This window comes from Streptomyces sp. DF42, assembly GCF_058267695.1.
In genome coordinates, this window is the sequence record NZ_CM177859.1 from 9931004 (window position 1) to 9947148 (window position 16145).

Below are 16145 nucleotides of genomic sequence, written 5' to 3' on the forward strand. Positions count from 1 at the left end.
CACACGCGACCCGGGTCATCACTCCGTGCGGCTCCACCGCGGTCTGCGGCCTGGAGCTGATGACGGCGCTGCGCCCGCCGACGAAGGCCGTGCAGGACCTGGAGACCGGTAACTGGGTATCTGGCCACAACGCCGGCAGCTTGGGGACGGAGCCGATGGACCCGGCGCCCCCGGAAGCCACCCCGGAGCACCCCGTCGTCGTCAATTCCGGCTGGAGTGGCGGGTTCCTCAACGAAGAGGCGTACCAGTGGGTGCGCTCGGTGGACTTGCTCAGTGACGAGGAGTGCATGCTGTTCTTCGCGGTCGGCCTGGACTTGAACACGGCGTTCCTCGCCGCCGCGGCCCGCCTGGTCGTCGGCCTGTCCGCCCCGGATCACTTCCGCGCCCCGACGTTCAACCCGAAGATCCCCGGCTCGTGGCTGGTCGACTTGTCCCACATTGAGCTGGACCCGCGCCTGCCCAGCCCGTTCACCCCGGACGGCACCCGGCCGACAGGCCCCGCCTGGTACCAGACGCACACCGTCGCCTACGCCCAGGAGCTCGGCCACAACGTCCAGCCGGTCGAGGCGTACCTGCGCCGGGAGACCGGCGCGTACCTGGACCCGTGGCACGACCGTCTCAAGACCGCGTACGTCGACACCCTTGCCGACCTCGGTGTCACCCGGGACCTGGACGAGCGGGCCTTCCTCGTCGCGATGGAGCAGCACAAGCAGGTCGACCCGGCGATGGCCGCCGTGCTCGCTGCCATCAAGGCGACCGTGAAGGGCGGCGTGGGCAAGCTGCGGGAGCGCCCGCAGGGCAAGTCCTACAAGGAGGGCGAGCGGTGGCCGGCCCTTCAGCGGCCGACTTGGCGCCCCGACATCCGCGCCGCCGTCATCAGCAAGGCGCGGGTCAACATGCACCGCAAGCTCAACAACATGGCGAAGATGACCGGCCTGTACCCCCTCGCCGTGCTGTCCGACTGCGTCGTCTACCCCTCGCCGGGGGAGAGCCCGCTGGACTTCCTGCCGTACGCCGCGTCCGGGAAGCCGCAGCCCGGAGGGTTCCGCCTCGGGCCCACGCCGGGCCTGGCGAAGCTGGAGGGCGTCCAGTCGGTGCTGTGGGCGGTCGACCTGATGGAGAAGGGCCTCAACCCGGCCCGCCACATCAAGGGCGGCGACGCCGTCCTGGACGAAGGGGAGTAGGGCCGTGGGGGAGATCGAGGACGCGATCGAGCGCGCCGACCGTGAGGCGTTCACCCATGAGCCGCCCAAGACCCTCAAGGGCCAGATCGGCTACCTGATCAAGCAGCTCAAGTCGACCCGCGCCGTCGCTCAGGAGCTCGGAGTGAGCCAGCGGTCGGTGGAGCGCTACCGCAAGGGCGAACGCAAGCACCCGCCCAAGGCAATCGCCGACAAGATCGATGCGGCGGTGCGGTCCCGGTGGCAACCCCTGGTCCGCAAGCGGCGCCAGAAGCAGGCAGCCACGGCCACCGGCATCACGGTGGAGACCCGCGCCCAGTTCGGCTACACCGCGCCGATCGGGACCACCGACGACGGCCGCTTCCGCCGGCTGACCGTCCACCTCCCTCCGGAGTACGCGCGCCGCCTGTTCGACGCCCGCAAGCAGGGTGCCAGCGACCAGCAGATGCGTGACATCGTCGCTGAAGGATTGCAGGAGGTGTATTTCAAGGACGGCGGAAGCCGTGCCAACAACCTCGAAGTAAGCCTCAATAGCATTGACTACTTCGACGTCTCGTTCTAGGAGCTACGACGAACGCCCGAGGGATTAACCGACCGGCAATGGAAGTGGATACTGCTCCGGCACCCGTCGCGGCAGCAGCTGTGGCTGTACTACCCGGCAGCCCGTGTGGGGGACTTCGAGGTGCTGCGGGTATGCGACCGGACGGGCTGGGATGCGGCGGTGCTGTCCTGGCACACCTGCTCAGGGTGCCGCCGCGGCCACATCGCGAAGATCTCCATCGCGGACCGCTGGCAGCGTAAGGGCCTGGGACGGCGCCTGGTCCTGCGCGCGATGCGCGGCGCGCAGGGCTGGTGCCCAGGCCACGACAGGGGGCGGCCACAGTCGGTATGGCCGCAGGCTCGCCGCCGCTGGGTGCTGTTGGGCTTGTGGCGGGGTAAGCGCCCATTGTGTGCTGGTAGTTGAGGGGCGGCTGGCCGGTTTGGAAGGGATCGTCATCCTGGGAGGATGGTGTGTGCCGGCGGGACTTGAGGGGCCGGGGAGGCGAGTGCGGGGGCTCGAGGAATGAAGTACTGGCGGCGCGGGCTGTGGGTGGGGGCGGTTATCGCCACGGGTGCCATCGCTGCGGTGACCGTACGCGGCGGGAGCCTTGGATCAGCGGAGCCGCTGTTGTCGATCCTGGGTTTCTTCGTGTCCCTCGTGGGCCTCCTGTACAGCACCGCACGGATCGTGCCGGCGCCTTCGCCCGACGAGCAGATCGGCCGCTCGGCCGATGCGCTTGCCGCGGCCATACGCGAACAATGGCAGGCCGAGTGGCGACTGCGGCGGCTGCAGGATCCTGAACCCCTCCCCGTGTGCTGGGGTCCCGCCCCCGCGTGGCTGTCTGATGTCGACGACGCCATCGGCTGGCCCCGGGGCCCTGGGCGTCCCGACCTGAGCGGTCAACTCCCCCAGATAGCCCAGCTCTTCCGCTCTGTACCGTCCCGCCGCCTGGTCATCCTCGGCGCGCCGGGCAGCGGCAAGAGCGTTCTCGCCGTCCGCTTCACTCTCGACCTGCTCGAGATCCGCGAGTCCGGCGACCCCGTTCCCGTCGTCCTGCAGGCGTCCACCTGGCAGCCCGATCGGCAGGACCTCTACGAGTGGTTGGCGGACAGCCTCATCACTGCGTACCCGCGTGTGTTTGCTGAGGGCACATCAGGGAGTGCGGCCCTGGCCAGAGACCTTGTCGCGGCCGGCCGGATCCTTCCCGTGGTCGACGGACTCGACGAGATACCCGTGCCGCTGCGGGCCAAAGCCGTCTGGCGTTTCAACACCGAGCTGGATGCGGGTTTTCCCCTCCTGCTGACCTGTCGTGGCGACGTGTACGCCGAGGCCGTGGAGGCCGGCGACGTGCTCACGTCGGCCGCGGTGGTCGAACTCCAGCCGCTCGGCTTCGAGGAGACGGCCGGGTTCCTGGTCCGCACGGCCCGCCCGGCACGCGGTCTGAGCGGCGAACGCACCACGGCCTGGGACCCGGTGCTCGAGCAGGTCCGCCGCGATCCCGACGCACCGGCGTCCCGCTGCTTGCGGGAGGTGTTGGGCTTGCCCCTGATGGTGGCCATGGCCCGGAGCGTGTACGGCGACACCGGCGCCGACCCCGCACAACTGCTGCACCGGCCCGACCTCGCCACACCGGCCGCCCTGGAACGGCACTTGCTTGACGCGTTCGTGCCCGCGTCATTTCGCACATCGGCCCGCTGGGACGCTGACGAGGCTGTGCACTGGTTGCGGTTCCTAGCTCGCCATCTTCAGCGGCGCGGTACGCGGGACATCGCCTGGTGGGAGCTGCACACCGCCCTGCCGAGGCTGCTGCGCCCGGTAGCGCCGCTGCTGATGCTCGGACTCGTCGCCGAAGTGGCTTGTCTGATCGTGTGGTGGGTGGGGGAGAGCGCGGGGCCGCCGGTGGCGGGGGCCGCCGTTGTCGCCGGCCTGTGTGCCGGGCATGCGGCACTGTCCCGGGACGGCTTCGGGCCGCGACACACACTGCTGTTGGCGCTGGCCTGCGTTGCTCCGCTCGGCGTGATCGCCGGAGCCTTCCGGCCGCTGACCCAAGGCCTGTACGAGCGTGCTCCGTTCCTCGGCCTGAACGAAGTCCTTGGCTGGCTGGTCGTGGGCGCCCTCTACGGCGTTTCGGTGGCCACGGCCCTGACGGCCATCGGTGTCACCGCCACACCCATACCCGCCACGATGTCCTTTCCATTCCTGGGCGGCAGGCGCTACGGACGCTGGGCATGGAAGGCAGTGGGCGCCCTGGTGGTCGCTGGTTTCGCGTTCTGCCTCGGCTACTTCTACGTCTGGGACACCTCCGAAGGGACCGCGCTGCTCGCCTGCGTCGCGCTCGGCGCGGCCGTCGGGGCGTACGTCGTGCGGGGCGAGGGCGCCGCTCACGACCGGCCCCATCGCTGGCGCGGCAGGCGCGGGAGGGCTCGCTCCTTGCGCAGATTCGGCGGAGCCCTTGTCCAAGGTCTCAGCGCGGGAGTGCTCGCGGGAGCCGTACTCGGCCTGGGCTTCGCGGTGGCCGAGGGCATCCCGGCCGCAGGGCGGGCCGTCGCGCGCGCCGACTTCCCGTTCAAGGCCGCCGTCCACCGATCGCCCGGTGGCGGCCGCTATGTGGTGGCCGACGATGGCACCCGGTACGGCGTGCGTGCCGACGGAACCAGGTACATCAAGCGGGCGGCCCCCTTCAACGGCGGCGTGATCGAGGACCCCGGCGGCGGCGCGGACTTCGTCGTGGCGGAAGGCGAGGGAGCAAGTGGTCCCTGTGCCGACTGGGGGCAGTGCCATCGCCTCCGGGCGGCCCTGGAGGTTTCGGTGGACTACCCGGCCTCTTCCCTGGTCGTACGGTTGCCCGACGGCCGCTTCGCCATGTGGATGTCCTCGGAACAGTGGTTCCGAGGCAGCGAGCTGGCCTGGATGACCCGACAGGACGCGGGTGACCTGCTCGGCTCTGCACTGTCGTTCGGGATCCTCGGCGGCCTTGGGCTCGGCGTGGTGGCCGGGTTTGCCGCAGGCCTGCATCGGTGGCTCGGCGTGCCGGCCGACATCGCCCGTACCCCTAGCCCGCTGACCAGTCTGCGCACGGACCGCGACACGGGGCTCGTCCGTGCTTTTCTGACCACGGTTGCCAGCTTCTTCTGCGCGCTCTTCGTCGGCCCGTTGGCCGGTTCGAATCTCACCATGGTGATCGTGTTGCTGCCAACCGGCCTGCTCGCCCTCACCCTTTCCGCCTGGGGTCGCCTCTTCACTACCCGCCTCTGGCTCTGCCCGACAGACCGCCTTCCCTGGCGTCTGATGGCCTTCCTCACTGAGGCACACGAACGCGGCGTGCTGCGTCAGGTCGGCGCCGTCTACCAGTTCCGGCACGCCCACCTGCAGGAGCGCTTCGCATCGGCCGTGGCGGACCATGAGGACGAGGACAGGAGCGCTGCACCGCCCACGAACGCTTGATCGCCTTCGCCAACCACCACATCTACAACGATGCTCTCGTCACCTTCCCCGGCGCCACCCAGACCGGCCCCTACGCCTGGAGAGCGTCGACGCCAACGCCCGCCCCGGCCACCACGGCTCCTCTGATGAGGGAGTCAGCCAGGTCGTCGACCTCGCCCTGGCCCACGCCACCGACGTACCCCACCTCAACCTCGGCGTCATCACCATGGGCCAGCGCCTCGCCGACCGCATCGACCTCGCCCTGCGCCAGGCCCTCCAAGACCACCGGACCTGCAGGCCTTCTTCAGCCCGATCAAGGCCCCGGCCATCGCCGCCCTCGAGGCCGTTCTGTACGAGGGCACCGGGAAGTCCCACCTGCTGATCGCGCTCGGAACCGAGGCCGCGATGGCCGGCTACCGAGTGAAGTACGTCCTGGCCACCAAGCTGGTCAACGAGCTGGTCGAGGCCGCCGACGAGAAGGTCCTGACCAAGACGATCGCCCGCTACGGACGCGTCGATCTCCTCGCGATCGACGAACTCGGATACATGGAACTCGACAAACGCGGCGCCGAGTTACTATTCCAAGTTCTCACCGAACGGGAGGAAAAGAACAGCGTCGCCATCGCCTCCAACGAAAGTTTTGGAGGGTGGACAAAAACGTTTACCGACCCCCGGCTCTGCGCAGCCATTGTCGACCGGCTCACCTTCGGCGGGAACATCATCGAGACCGGCACCGACTCCTTCCGCCTCGCCCAGACCCGGGCCAGGGCTGAGCAGGCGCACAACGGCTGACCACAGCGGCCTGAACCGCCCGAAGGCTGATCATTGTCGCCGAGGAATGATGATCAGTATGTTCGTCTCACCGAAGGTTGGGACTGCGGGCCTCAGGGGGTTTGATGCTGGACACGCTGGTGACAACAGCTGCTGGTGCGCTTTCCGCCACAGCAGGTGTGCTGGTCGGCGGTATCGTCACGCGCCGCGCTCAAGATCGTCAGTGGACCCGTGATCAGCAACTTGCCGCCTACCAGGAGCTGTTTAGTCACTACGCCAAGTTCACGATGGAACTCAGGCGGGCGCATGGTGACCGACGCGGGTGGGACTACGACTGGGGCGAGTGGAGCGCGGCCTTGATACGCGTAAGCCTGGTCGCTCCCACAGAAGTTGCGACGGAAGTCGACAATTTCAGCCGTGCTATCAACTCCTTCCTGGACCAGGTGGAGCGAGGCGAACGCACCCCACTGCGTGACCCGCTGAGTCCGGAGGAGTTCGAACAGGCCAGACAGGCATCCGCCCAAGCGCAGGTGAAGCTGGTCAACGTCATACGACGTTCGCTGAGCAAGGATCACAAGGGGCTGCCCTTTGGGATCGGCGGGTAAGGCAACGACCCCAGCATGCCGGGGTGCTTGTTGATGTGCGGATTCCCTGTTGGCCGCTGCCAGGTGCTGCCAAAACTCACCAACATTTCTAACCCCACTGATGGCGAAGTGGTGTCGAGACTCACCGACATGCGCTGTCAGCCGACATCGACAAGGCCAGCGGCGGCTCGCCCCGGCAGTCGCCCCCGCCCCCCAGAACAGTCCGCTCCCAGGCCGCGTCCACGTCGTCCAGGACGGCGACGCCCACCCGACGCAGGCCCTGCTCATGACCGACGCCGAAGCCGCCGACTGGCTCACCGCCACGGCGGCCGGGGAGATCTGACTCGCGTCCGGACACACCACGGGCACCGGGGAGTGAAGGCATCCTCGGGGCCCGGTGTATGGAGTCGTGCTGTTCAACGACAGCGCGACACACCGGCGTCACGCCTCGGGCTGTGAAGGCTCCACCTGGCGCAGGCAGTACACACACCTGGACCCGGAGTCGACGCGGCCCATGCACCGCCGGCAGTCCCCGCGTTCACGCACCGGCCCCCGGCCGTCCGCGCAGCCTGGGCAGGTCATCACCGGCTGCTGGAAGCCGAAGCTGACCACCCACCCCTCGCCTTGCGCGGCGTCACGCGCCAGCTGCGAGACCTCGGAGGCAAAGCGTGCGTCTTCGTCGTCGCCGGTCTCCACCGCCAGGTAGACAGCGAAGCAGTCGTCGGTGTCGCACACGACAGCCACTCCTGTAGGCATTCGATCCCCTCTCAAGCCGCCACTGCCCAACAAGACCATCTTGCTGAGGGGAACGTCCTCGCACGGGCGTCCCCGCAAAAGCCGGGTCCGCGTGACTCGAATTCGAGTCGGATCGTTCGAATCGGACGGGAGGAAGCGAACCCAGCGGGTGGGCAACGCCGCAAGTGCCGCGGCCGCCAGCCTCGAGCTGCCCGGCTACAGCCTGAGCTGAAGCAGCAGCACTTGGCCTCCCGCTCGCGTACCCCCGCGTAGCCTGCTCGGGAGCACGGGCCGTGACGGGGCGCCTGGTTCGGCTCCACACGCTGCGGGGAGCGGGAAGCCGGACATGGCGAACAACGGGCAGACGGACACGGCCGTACTGGTGGCGATGCTCAGCGAGCGCGCCGCCGTGAACGTCCGGCTGGCCCTGGTCGCGGACAAACAGCAGTGGCAACTGCACCATGGCCAGGTCACCTTGGACGACGACACCCCGGTGACGGAGCGGGCCTGGCGCTGCAGCACGGCGAGCTTCCTGGAACTGCGCCTGCCCGGCCCGACGGTCGCCGCGCTGCTGCAGGGCGACGAACAGGGCATCCACGGTCTCCACGTCGTCGCCCCCGGCCCGCCGCCCTCCAGCGCCTCCACCTCTCGGCTACGCGGCCAGCACGAATGGGACCGGGTGACCACGCCGTGGCCGCGCACCGAGTGGACCATCAACCGAGACGCCAACACGCTCCAGCTTGACCACGATCTGCAGATCGTGGGCCTGCCCGAGAAGCCGACCGTCGACAAGCAGGAACTCCAGGTCGTCGGCATGATCCGGGACAGCGTGGAACCAGCGCCGCCGTACGAGTCACGCGTGATCGACCACGACGGCAAGAAGGTCCTCGCGATCGAGGTCTCCGGCGGGGGCCAGATGTACGCCTATCGCGACCGTGACTCACAGCGTCCGGAGTTTTACGTCCGCGTCGGCCCGAACACGGTGCCCGCACGCCACCATGAGATCGCCGCCGGATTCCGGCAGGGTCCGACCGCCACCACGTTCTGAGAGCCGCCGCACCGGCGACGGCACACATCCCACCCGGTGGGGCCGGCCTCGCACTCACCAGTCGTCGGGGGCGCTGCCCACCCATGCGATGGGCTGACCGTCGCTGTTTTGCCCCCGCCCCCAGCGCGGTTCCTCCAGTGAGGTACGCCACATTCAGAAAAATGACGTCACGATGCGCTATCCGGCCGCCCGGCCGCCCGGTTTCGCCGAATGTGGTCACATGAGTGTTTTATGGAAACTCCCCGCTGTTCAGGCGGGAAGACAGCACGGAACCGGCCGCCCGGCCGGGTAACGCTGTGCTGATGGCAGCCCCAACGCAGCATTTTCAAACGGCCCGTGGGGGGCACTGACGCCGTGTAAGTTGAAGGCTGCTTCCTCAAGAAGATCCTTCGGTAGGGATCGCCCTGGCGGGTCTTCCGGCCGGGGGTCCGACAGCAAGGTGTCGGTCCCACCGTCCCGAGGGGGATTCAATGGGGAAGCACGCAAGGCCAAGGCCGGTGAGCTGGAAGAGGATGCGGAGACGCATCCGACTCTGGATGGCGCCGGTGTCGGCCACTGCGTTCTGGCTGGGGCAGATGGTCCACACATGGGCCTGGCCTCACAGCTGACGCCGCCCCCAGCTCAATCTCGCTGAGCTGGGAACGGCGTCTGAATATGCGGGGCCTCTGCCGTTGCTGCGGCGGGGGCCCCGTTTTCTAGTTGCAGACTTGATTGAAAACAAAGCCTGCAACTAAGTCTGCGACCCCACCCTAACGCACCCATAGATGCATGAGGGTGGGGTTTCACACCCTCTCAGTGCGATCGCACCTGCGATCGCAGATGACCGGTATCCATGAGGACAACACCGATTCAGCGCCGCTACGCCGCCCACTCCAGCCCGAGGTCGGCCAGCGCCTGGAGCTTGTCGGCGGTGAGCTTCCCGCGCCTCGACTTCGTGTTCGAGAGAAACACCCCCAGCTTCACCTCGGTCCCATCAGGCAAAACCTCGATGTGAGAACGGCTGACAGGCCCCACAGAGCCCTCTCGCTCCCAGGGGCCGCTACGCCCCGCTCGAAGGCCCCAAAGGCCGCCTTGGGGGCCTTGGCGGGCGCTTCCTGCTCCGGCGGCAGGGGCACGACGCCGATGGCCTCCAGGAGCTCACGCTGCCCGTCCATGAGGCCCTGCCAGACGGCGTGTTGGCGGTTCTTCGCGAGAAACCGCCCGACGTCCATCCCGTGCACGGTCCCACCGGGCAGGACGTCGGCCTGGCCCTCATCGCGCACCAGCTCCCGCAGCGCGGCGTAGTGCCGCTGCCAGTCCACCGGCCAATCCGGGTTCCAGTGCGGGTCTACGGCCTCCAGCGCGGCCTTCCACTCCTGGTGGCCGTCCAGCGCACCCGCGCGGCGCAAATTGCTCGACCACTGCCCCACCGGCCTGTCCAGGGCTGTTGCCGACCTTGGAGCACAAAGGGTCCAGTGATCCTCGTAGTACGCCTTCGCGGCCTCCAGGTTCTCCTGGAAGCGCTCGTCAGCGACGCTCCAGACCATGCCGAGCTTCTCCAGCCGCCGGGCGCGCTGTCGTCGCCCAGTTTTTATGCGTTGTTGCTGTGGCTGTGAGCTGGGGTTTCTCAACTCTTCTGGGCGATGTTCGTGGCGTTTGGGGCATGCGTGGAGTGTGGGGCCGGGCGGGTGGGGTCTGTCTGACCTCTGTGTATGTGGCTGTGCCCAGGTTGATCGAGCAACACAGTTGTCGCCAGCGAAACCGACCGTCCGCTACCCAGACGACGCAACCACACCCACACGGCACGCCTGGAGAAGCTGAGAGCCCGTCTCCACGCCGCTGCATGCCTCATCCCCGGCCTGACCGCCCATCAGGCCAAGGGTCGGGAGTGGGACGCCGTCGGCGTGTGCCTCACCGGCCCGGAGCGCGAAACCCTGCGACAAGGCCTCAGCTCCGACGGCGAAGACCACCGCAAGCTCTACGTGGCCCTCACCCGCGCCAAGCGATTGACCACCGCCGTCTACGGCGACGCACCGTGATGGTCTCCTTTGCAGGCAGCGCCCGACGGCCTTGCCGCGGCCGTCGGGCGCTGGTGCACGTGCTTTCGCTGCCAAGCATGCTTTTCGTTGTCGCAGCTGTGCCGCCACGCGGTGGGAAGGATGCAGGCCCCGAGCGGACAATTCGGTTGCGGAGGCCCTCCAACGTCGTCGGTCTTAAGACGCCTGGCCCGCCGCGCCGCCCGCCAAACAGCCCAACGTCACAGCCGCCCGCTGACCGTGCACGAGCTGAGTAAACTCGCAGCCGACCACAGCCTGCGCGTGGTCGCCGACGAAGTGCACCTCCTCGACGTCGTCATGGAGGCCCTGGACCAGGTCCAGCAGGCGCTGTCGGGCCCCAACGGAATGGCCATCCTGCTGTGGAACCGCGCTGCCGCGGCGGGCGATGCCGCGATGTGGCCGATGTGGGAGGAGGACTTCAGCGATCTCGTCATGGGCTTGCTGAAGATTCGACTCGGCGGGCAGCGCGTCATCCTCAACCGCGAAGTCCAAGTCGACCGCCCCGGCACCGGAGGAGGGCGCACCGACATCCACATCCAGGCAGCAGACCCCTCCCACCACACCGAACCCTTCACCGTGATCATCGAATCCAAGGGCTGCTGGAATCAGGAACTGCCTACGGCACTCTCCGATCAGCTGGTAGCCCGCTACCTGCGCCGACCCCGCACCGCAGGGATCTTCCTGGTCGGCTTCTTCGACTGCGACCAGTGGAGCTCATCGGCAAGGCGGCGCTGCTCACCCCGCCACACACGGCAGCAAATCACGTACGAGCAAGAGCAACTGGCCGCCCAGCACGACGTCGCGGTCCGCGCCAAAATCCTCGACTGCAGCCCCTCGGCGTCCAGACAGACTGAACAGACAGGCAGCACGGCCAGTGGAAAAGCACCGCTTCGTCACCGGTTGACTTCGAGGGTCGTCAGGACGAGCAGAGCGGGGCCCGTACCGGTCCTCTCATCGCCAGTGAGGAAGGCCAGCGCCTCTACTCCTCCCTCGGCCGGCGCCACAAAGCCGGCGTCCTGACCGCCCGGGGGCCGGTGGTCCCTTCCGGCCGGTGGGACTGCCGCACGCCAGCCGATCCCCCTTACGCACGGCGCCCTCCGGGCGAGAAGACGGGCGCCGAGGCGACCTCAGTGAACGCCACGGCCTGCGTCGCTCGCCTGGCCGACCCGCACCCTTTGCAGGGGAGACGTCGGCGGGGTCTTCTGCTCGTGCCGCAGTGACGGCCTCATGACTGGCTCTCGTTGCCGTGCGACAGCCGGTCGATCGCACGGACTGTGGCGTCGCGGGCTTTCGCCACCCGGTCCAGCTCCGCGCGGTGCTCTGCGATCGCGGCCTGTTCGTAGGCCGACTCGACCGCGAACCAGACTCCTACGAGGTTGGTACGCGCCTTGCAGGCGACGTCCGCCCGCGCCTGGGCGATCTCGCTGCGGGACGGGGTCGCGCCGTTCGACGAGGGCACCTCGTCCATGGGGGTGGTCATTCTGAAGCCCCGGGTGTTCATGCACGCCGACCATACCGAGAAGACCTTCGTGACCCGGGCGTCGGACATGGACCGTTCGAAGCCGTCGGCCTTGATGCTGGTGACCATTCCGTCCGTATCGGTGCCTGGCCCCTGCGAAGCCCCGGCGCCGAGCAGCCGCTCGGCCTCGCCCAGGCATCCGCCCCTGGGGACCGGCCGGCCACGGTACGAGGTCAGGGGCGTGCCCGAGCTGTCCACCCCCGTGAGGACACTTTGGGCCGCCGCTGAGAGGGACGGAGGCTTCGCCGCCTTCGCCGCCTTCGCCGCCTTCGCCGCCTTCGCCGCCTTCGCCGCCTTCGCGGCGGTGGCCCCGGAGGGCTCGGGGGCGGGGGTGTGGTAACCCCAGGTCCGGGCTTCCGCGGCGTCGGTGAGCCCGTACCGCCGGTACAGCACGGTGTACGCGTCCAGCGCCTCTCGCTCCGCCGCCGAACCTGCCGGCAGGCGAGCAGCCGCAGGGTACGGCACGGACAACCTCCGCACGCACGCCCGTACGGCCGCGTCGTCCATCTCGTCGTATTCCAGGGCCTGCCGCGGGCTCAACATGTAGCGTTCCACGGGCAGATGAAGGTGCTCCACCCCGACGATCCGCGGAATCGCGCCCACCGCGGGTGGTGCAGCCTGATGGGACGGCTGGGCCGATCGGAACGAGCAGGCGCTCAGGGCCGCTAGCACCAGCGCGCCGCCGGCGAGTGCGACGCGTCGTGGTAGCCGTCGACGCGGTGTGCGTCGTACACGCTGTGCTGGTCGTGCGGAGGCGGGTGCGGAGACGTACGCCATGGCCATCGCTTTCTCGGCAATCGGGCACGCTGTGCCCCGCCCACCGGCGAGGCACCGCGTACTCACGGGTCTGCTCGGCTCAGTGACCGAGACCGGGGCAGCGGGTGTGGTCCGAGATGGCGATGGACGCCTCGTTGTTCCGCATCCAGCTCGTGAGGTTCCCGCCCTTGTGGGGTGACAGCCAGTTGGAGTCCCCGCGGTAGTTCGTCGAGTACCAGATGCCCACGTTGCACACCGTGCCGTTCTGAGCGGAAGCGGCGTTGTTGCGGACCTTCTGGCCGTAGCCGGCCCCGCTGCCGCCGAACCTCTTCGTTCCCAGGTCGCCGACCTTGTACAACGTCGTCCGGTACGCGGCGTTCTTGGCGTTGGGGGAGTAGTACAGGCAGAGGTCGTAACGGCTCCTGACGTCGCAGTCGGACCTGCTGTTCCAACTGGAGATGTTCGCGCTGCGGGCCTCCGCGTGTCCGGCCAGGGCGCCCAGCGCCAGCGCAGCCGTGGCCAAGAGCACTCCGGCACGGGCCGGCGTCGGCTTGATGATCGTCATGTTCGTTCTCTCCCGGTGTCTGTGTGACCACAACAGGTGCGGTGCGGCCCCCAAGCCCCCCGGCCAGGCGGAAGACGGATTCCGTCAGCCGCAATCAGGAGACATGGAGGGCGTGGGGCCGCCAGGTGCTGCCGCCGTGCAGGCCGGCCGGCACCTGCAACCGGTCTAGTACGTCATCGTTGTCCGGTGCCGGTGAGCGGGCACCGGACAACAGCGGCCGGACAACGACGGCTCAGACACGCAGGTCAGGAGAGCGGGCCCGGTGCGCTGCCACTGCAGGGCACATCAGCAGGGCTGGTCCAGCGACGGTTCGGGCATGTACCGGTGCCACTGCCGTGCGCTGACAGCGCCGGTCGAGGCGCACAGGTGGCGGATCGCCTGGCTGACGTCGAGGTTCCACAGCCGCACGGTGTGGTCGTCGCTCGCACTCGCCAGAGTGTGGCCGTCAGGGCTGAACGCCACGTCGTCGATCGGCCCGGTGTGGCCGACGAGAGCGGTGCCCAGCTGGGACGGGTGCTCCGGGTCGATGACGTTCCACAGGACGACGGTGTGGTCGTCGCTGCTGCTGGCCAGAGTGCGGCCGTCCGGGCTGAAGGCGACCCCGTACACGAAGCTTGTGTGACCGAGCAGGGGCTCGGCCAGTGCCAGCGGCCGCGCGGGGGCGGTGACGTTCCACAGCCGTACCGTGTGGTCGACGTTGGCGGTGGCCAGGGTCCGGCCGTCGGGGCTGAACGCCACGCCGTACGCACCGCCGCTTCGGGCGGCGAGGGGTTGGCCCAGCGGGACAGGCCGGTAAGGGTGGGTCACGTCCCACAAGCGGGTGGTGTCGTCCGCGGAGGCCGTGGCCAGCACGTGCCCCTGCGGACGGAAGGCCAGGGCAGTGACCGCTCCTTTGTGCGCGGCGAGCGGCTCACCGATGCCGGTCGCGTGCGCCGGACGGGAGACGTCCCACAAGCGGACCTGCTGGTCGCTCAGGCCGGCGCTCGCCAGCGTCCGGCCGTCCGGGCTGAAGGCGACCGAGCTGATCTCGCCCCGGTGGCCGGTGAGCGGACCGCCCAGAAGCTTGGCGCGCGCGGGATCGCGCACGTCCCACAGCCGGATGGTGCCGTCCCGGCTGGCGCTGGCCAGGATTGCCCCGCTGGGGCTGAACGCCAGTTTCCGTACGGCGTTGCGGTGGCCGGTCAGAGGGCGGCCGAGAGGTGTGGGCCGTGACGGGTCGGTGACGTCCCACAATCGGACGGTACTGTCGGTGCTGCCGCTGGCCATGATGTGCCGCACCGGGCTGAACGCTACGGTGTTGACGTAACTCGGGTCCGGGACGACGGTGTTCGGGAGCTTCCAGAGCCTGACGGTGTGGTCGGCGCCAGCCGAGGCGAGGCTGTGCCCGTCCGGGCTGAACGCCAGCCAGTAGACGTATTCGGTATGACCGGTGAGGGGTTGCCCGAGCGGGACGGGTGCGGAGGGGTCCGTGACGTTCCACAGGCGGACGGTGTGATCAGCTCCGGCGGTGGCCATGACCCGTCCGTCCGGGCTGAAGGCGACCGCGTAGACCGTGTCGTCGTGTGCGGCCAGGGGTTTTCCGAGCGGGACGGGTGCGGTCGGGTCGGCGACGTTCCACAGGTGGACGGTGCGGTCGTTGCCCGTGCCTGCCAGGAGACGGCCGTCGGGGCTGAAGGCGACGGAGTACACGGTGTCCTGGAAGCCGGTGAGCCGCCCCAGACGTTGCGGTTTGGCGGGGTCGGTGACGTTCCACAGCCGAATGGTGTGATCGTGACCGGCGCTGGCGAGCGTGTGCCCGTCGGGGCTGAACGCGGCCGAGGCGACGGCACCGTGGTCGTGTCCCTTGAGGGGGCGTCCGAGCCGCCGCGGGTGCGCCGGGTCGGCGACGTTCCACAGCCGGACCGTGCCGTCGTCGCTCGCGCTGGCGAGGGTGTGTCCGTCCCGGCTGAAGCCCACGGAGAAGACGTAGCTGCTGTGACCGGTCAGCGGCGCTCCCCAGGCAGCAGGGTGTGCGGGGTGGGTGACGTTCCACAGCCGCACCGTGTGGTCGCGTCCCGCGGACGCCAGGGTGCGGCCGTCGGGGCTGAAGGCGAGCCAGTAGACCCACTTGCTGTGGCTGTCGACGGGGCGGCCGACCGGTACCGGGTCGGTCGGGTCCGCGACGTTCCACAGCCGGATCCGCCCGTCCGCGCCCCCGGCGGCGAGGGTGCGGTGGTCGGGGCTGAACGCGACCGCGAACACGGTGCCGCTTCCGGCGGTCAGGAGCCTGGACACCGGGGCGCCGGCGGCGCTGATCAGGTCGGTCTGCAGCTCGGGCCGCGGGCGGATGCGGTAGGCGGCGATGTCCAGTTGGGCGGCGAGCGAGGGGTCGGTCTGCCGTAACTGGCTGGCCTTGGTCTGCACCTCCCCGGCGATGGCGTTGTTGCGTTCGGCCTGGGCGGTCGCGCTCTTCTTGAGCGCTACTCCGGCGGCCACGGACGCGACGAGGGCCAGCACGCACACGGCGGCGATTCCGGCGCGGCGTAGACGTGCCGCGCGGCCCGCGTGCCGGACGGACGCGGCGAGGAACTCCTCCACCCGGGGGCCGGCGGCCGGACCCTCGCCACGGGTGGCGGCCCATTGCCGCGCCGCGGCCAGCACGCCGCCCCGGTACAAGGCACCGGGGTCGCGGCCCTGCCGCTGCCAGACGGCGGCCGCCTCGGTGATCTGCTGGTGCATGAGCAGACCTGCCCGGTCCTCGTCGATCCACCCACGCAACCTGGGCCAGGCGTGCAGCAGCGCCTCGTGAGTGATTTCGGCGCTGTCCCTGTCCAAGGTGACCAGCCGCGCCTGGGCGAGAAGGTCCAGCACGGCGCCGGTGTCCGGGCCGAGGTCCTCGCGCGACACGGGCCGTTTGGAGTCGTCGGTTCCGTCGCCGAGGGACACCATCCGCAGCAGCACGGAGCGGGTGAGCCGCCGCTGCTCGGCCGTCATCTGCTCGTACAGG

Annotated in this window: 12 protein-coding genes and 2 pseudogenes; 8 read left to right on the top strand and 6 right to left on the bottom strand. The window is 69.2% G+C overall.

Going from position 1 to position 16145, the window contains the following annotated elements; all coding sequences use genetic code 11:
- Positions 1 to 2: 2 nt before the first annotated feature.
- From tap to ACYUED_RS45745, 3 genes and pseudogenes are all read left to right on the top strand, one after another.
- Positions 3 to 1184 (top strand): annotated as a pseudogene (gene tap, locus ACYUED_RS45735) (telomere-associated protein Tap); the annotation flags it as partial.
- 4 nt (positions 1185 to 1188) lie between these two features.
- Positions 1189 to 1743 carry a telomere-protecting terminal protein Tpg gene (gene tpg / locus ACYUED_RS45740; protein WP_491290267.1) on the top strand — a complete coding sequence of 185 codons (555 nt, stop codon included), beginning with the start codon at positions 1189 to 1191 and terminating at the stop codon, positions 1741 to 1743.
- Between the two features lie 606 nt (positions 1744 to 2349).
- Positions 2350 to 5166, top strand: a complete 2817-nt coding sequence (locus tag ACYUED_RS45745) for an NACHT domain-containing protein (protein WP_491290268.1) — start codon at positions 2350 to 2352, stop codon at positions 5164 to 5166.
- Positions 5167 to 5236: 70 nt separating this feature from the next.
- On the opposite strand, the gene ACYUED_RS45750 is transcribed toward ACYUED_RS45745, so the two are convergent.
- Positions 5237 to 5431: a hypothetical protein gene (locus ACYUED_RS45750; RefSeq protein ID WP_491290269.1), complete on the bottom strand. Its 195-nt coding sequence runs from the start codon at positions 5429 to 5431 to the stop codon at positions 5237 to 5239.
- A 71-nt stretch (positions 5432 to 5502) separates the two neighbouring features.
- Between ACYUED_RS45750 and ACYUED_RS45755 the strand changes: the two are divergent.
- Both ACYUED_RS45755 and ACYUED_RS45760 read left to right on the top strand, forming a co-directional pair.
- Positions 5503 to 5937, top strand: a pseudogene (locus ACYUED_RS45755) (ATP-binding protein); the annotation flags it as partial.
- A 104-nt stretch (positions 5938 to 6041) separates the two neighbouring features.
- The gene (locus ACYUED_RS45760) at positions 6042 to 6521 is read left to right on the top strand and encodes a hypothetical protein (RefSeq protein WP_491290270.1); all 480 of its coding nucleotides are present in this window, start codon (positions 6042 to 6044) and stop codon (positions 6519 to 6521) included.
- Between the two features lie 420 nt (positions 6522 to 6941).
- Here the strand turns inward: ACYUED_RS45760 and ACYUED_RS45765 are convergent, their stop codons facing one another.
- Positions 6942 to 7235 carry a hypothetical protein gene (locus ACYUED_RS45765; protein WP_491290271.1) on the bottom strand — a complete coding sequence of 98 codons (294 nt, stop codon included), beginning with the start codon at positions 7233 to 7235 and terminating at the stop codon, positions 6942 to 6944.
- 346 nt (positions 7236 to 7581) lie between these two features.
- Here ACYUED_RS45765 and ACYUED_RS45770 point away from each other — a divergent pair, with 346 nt between their 5' ends.
- Positions 7582 to 8283: an AlbA family DNA-binding domain-containing protein gene (locus ACYUED_RS45770; RefSeq protein WP_491290272.1), complete on the top strand. Its 702-nt coding sequence runs from the start codon at positions 7582 to 7584 to the stop codon at positions 8281 to 8283.
- 959 nt (positions 8284 to 9242) lie between these two features.
- Here the strand turns inward: ACYUED_RS45770 and ACYUED_RS45775 are convergent.
- A complete protein-coding gene (locus ACYUED_RS45775) occupies positions 9243 to 9809 on the bottom strand; it encodes a helicase associated domain-containing protein (RefSeq protein ID WP_491290273.1) in 567 nt (188 codons plus the stop codon).
- 312 nt (positions 9810 to 10121) lie between these two features.
- Here ACYUED_RS45775 and ACYUED_RS45780 point away from each other — a divergent pair, with 312 nt between their 5' ends.
- Positions 10122 to 10301, top strand: coding sequence for a 3'-5' exonuclease (locus tag ACYUED_RS45780; protein WP_491294749.1), 180 nt, complete (start codon positions 10122 to 10124; stop codon positions 10299 to 10301).
- 279 nt (positions 10302 to 10580) lie between these two features.
- Positions 10581 to 11339, top strand: a complete 759-nt coding sequence (locus tag ACYUED_RS45785; RefSeq protein ID WP_491290274.1) for a hypothetical protein — start codon at positions 10581 to 10583, stop codon at positions 11337 to 11339.
- 205 nt (positions 11340 to 11544) lie between these two features.
- Here ACYUED_RS45785 and ACYUED_RS45790 read toward each other — a convergent pair whose 3' ends face one another.
- The 3 genes from ACYUED_RS45790 to ACYUED_RS45800 all read right to left on the bottom strand — a co-directional run bounded on the left by ACYUED_RS45790 (position 11545) and on the right by ACYUED_RS45800 (position 16132).
- Positions 11545 to 12381 (bottom strand): hypothetical protein, encoded by an 837-nt coding sequence (locus ACYUED_RS45790; protein WP_491290275.1) that lies wholly within the window; start codon positions 12379 to 12381, stop codon positions 11545 to 11547.
- A 313-nt stretch (positions 12382 to 12694) separates the two neighbouring features.
- Positions 12695 to 13159, bottom strand: a complete 465-nt coding sequence (locus ACYUED_RS45795; protein ID WP_491290276.1) for a hypothetical protein — start codon at positions 13157 to 13159, stop codon at positions 12695 to 12697.
- 285 nt (positions 13160 to 13444) lie between these two features.
- Complete coding sequence (locus ACYUED_RS45800) at positions 13445 to 16132, bottom strand: WD40 repeat domain-containing protein (protein ID WP_491290277.1); 2688 nt, start codon at positions 16130 to 16132, stop codon at positions 13445 to 13447.
- Positions 16133 to 16145 lie beyond the last annotated feature (13 nt).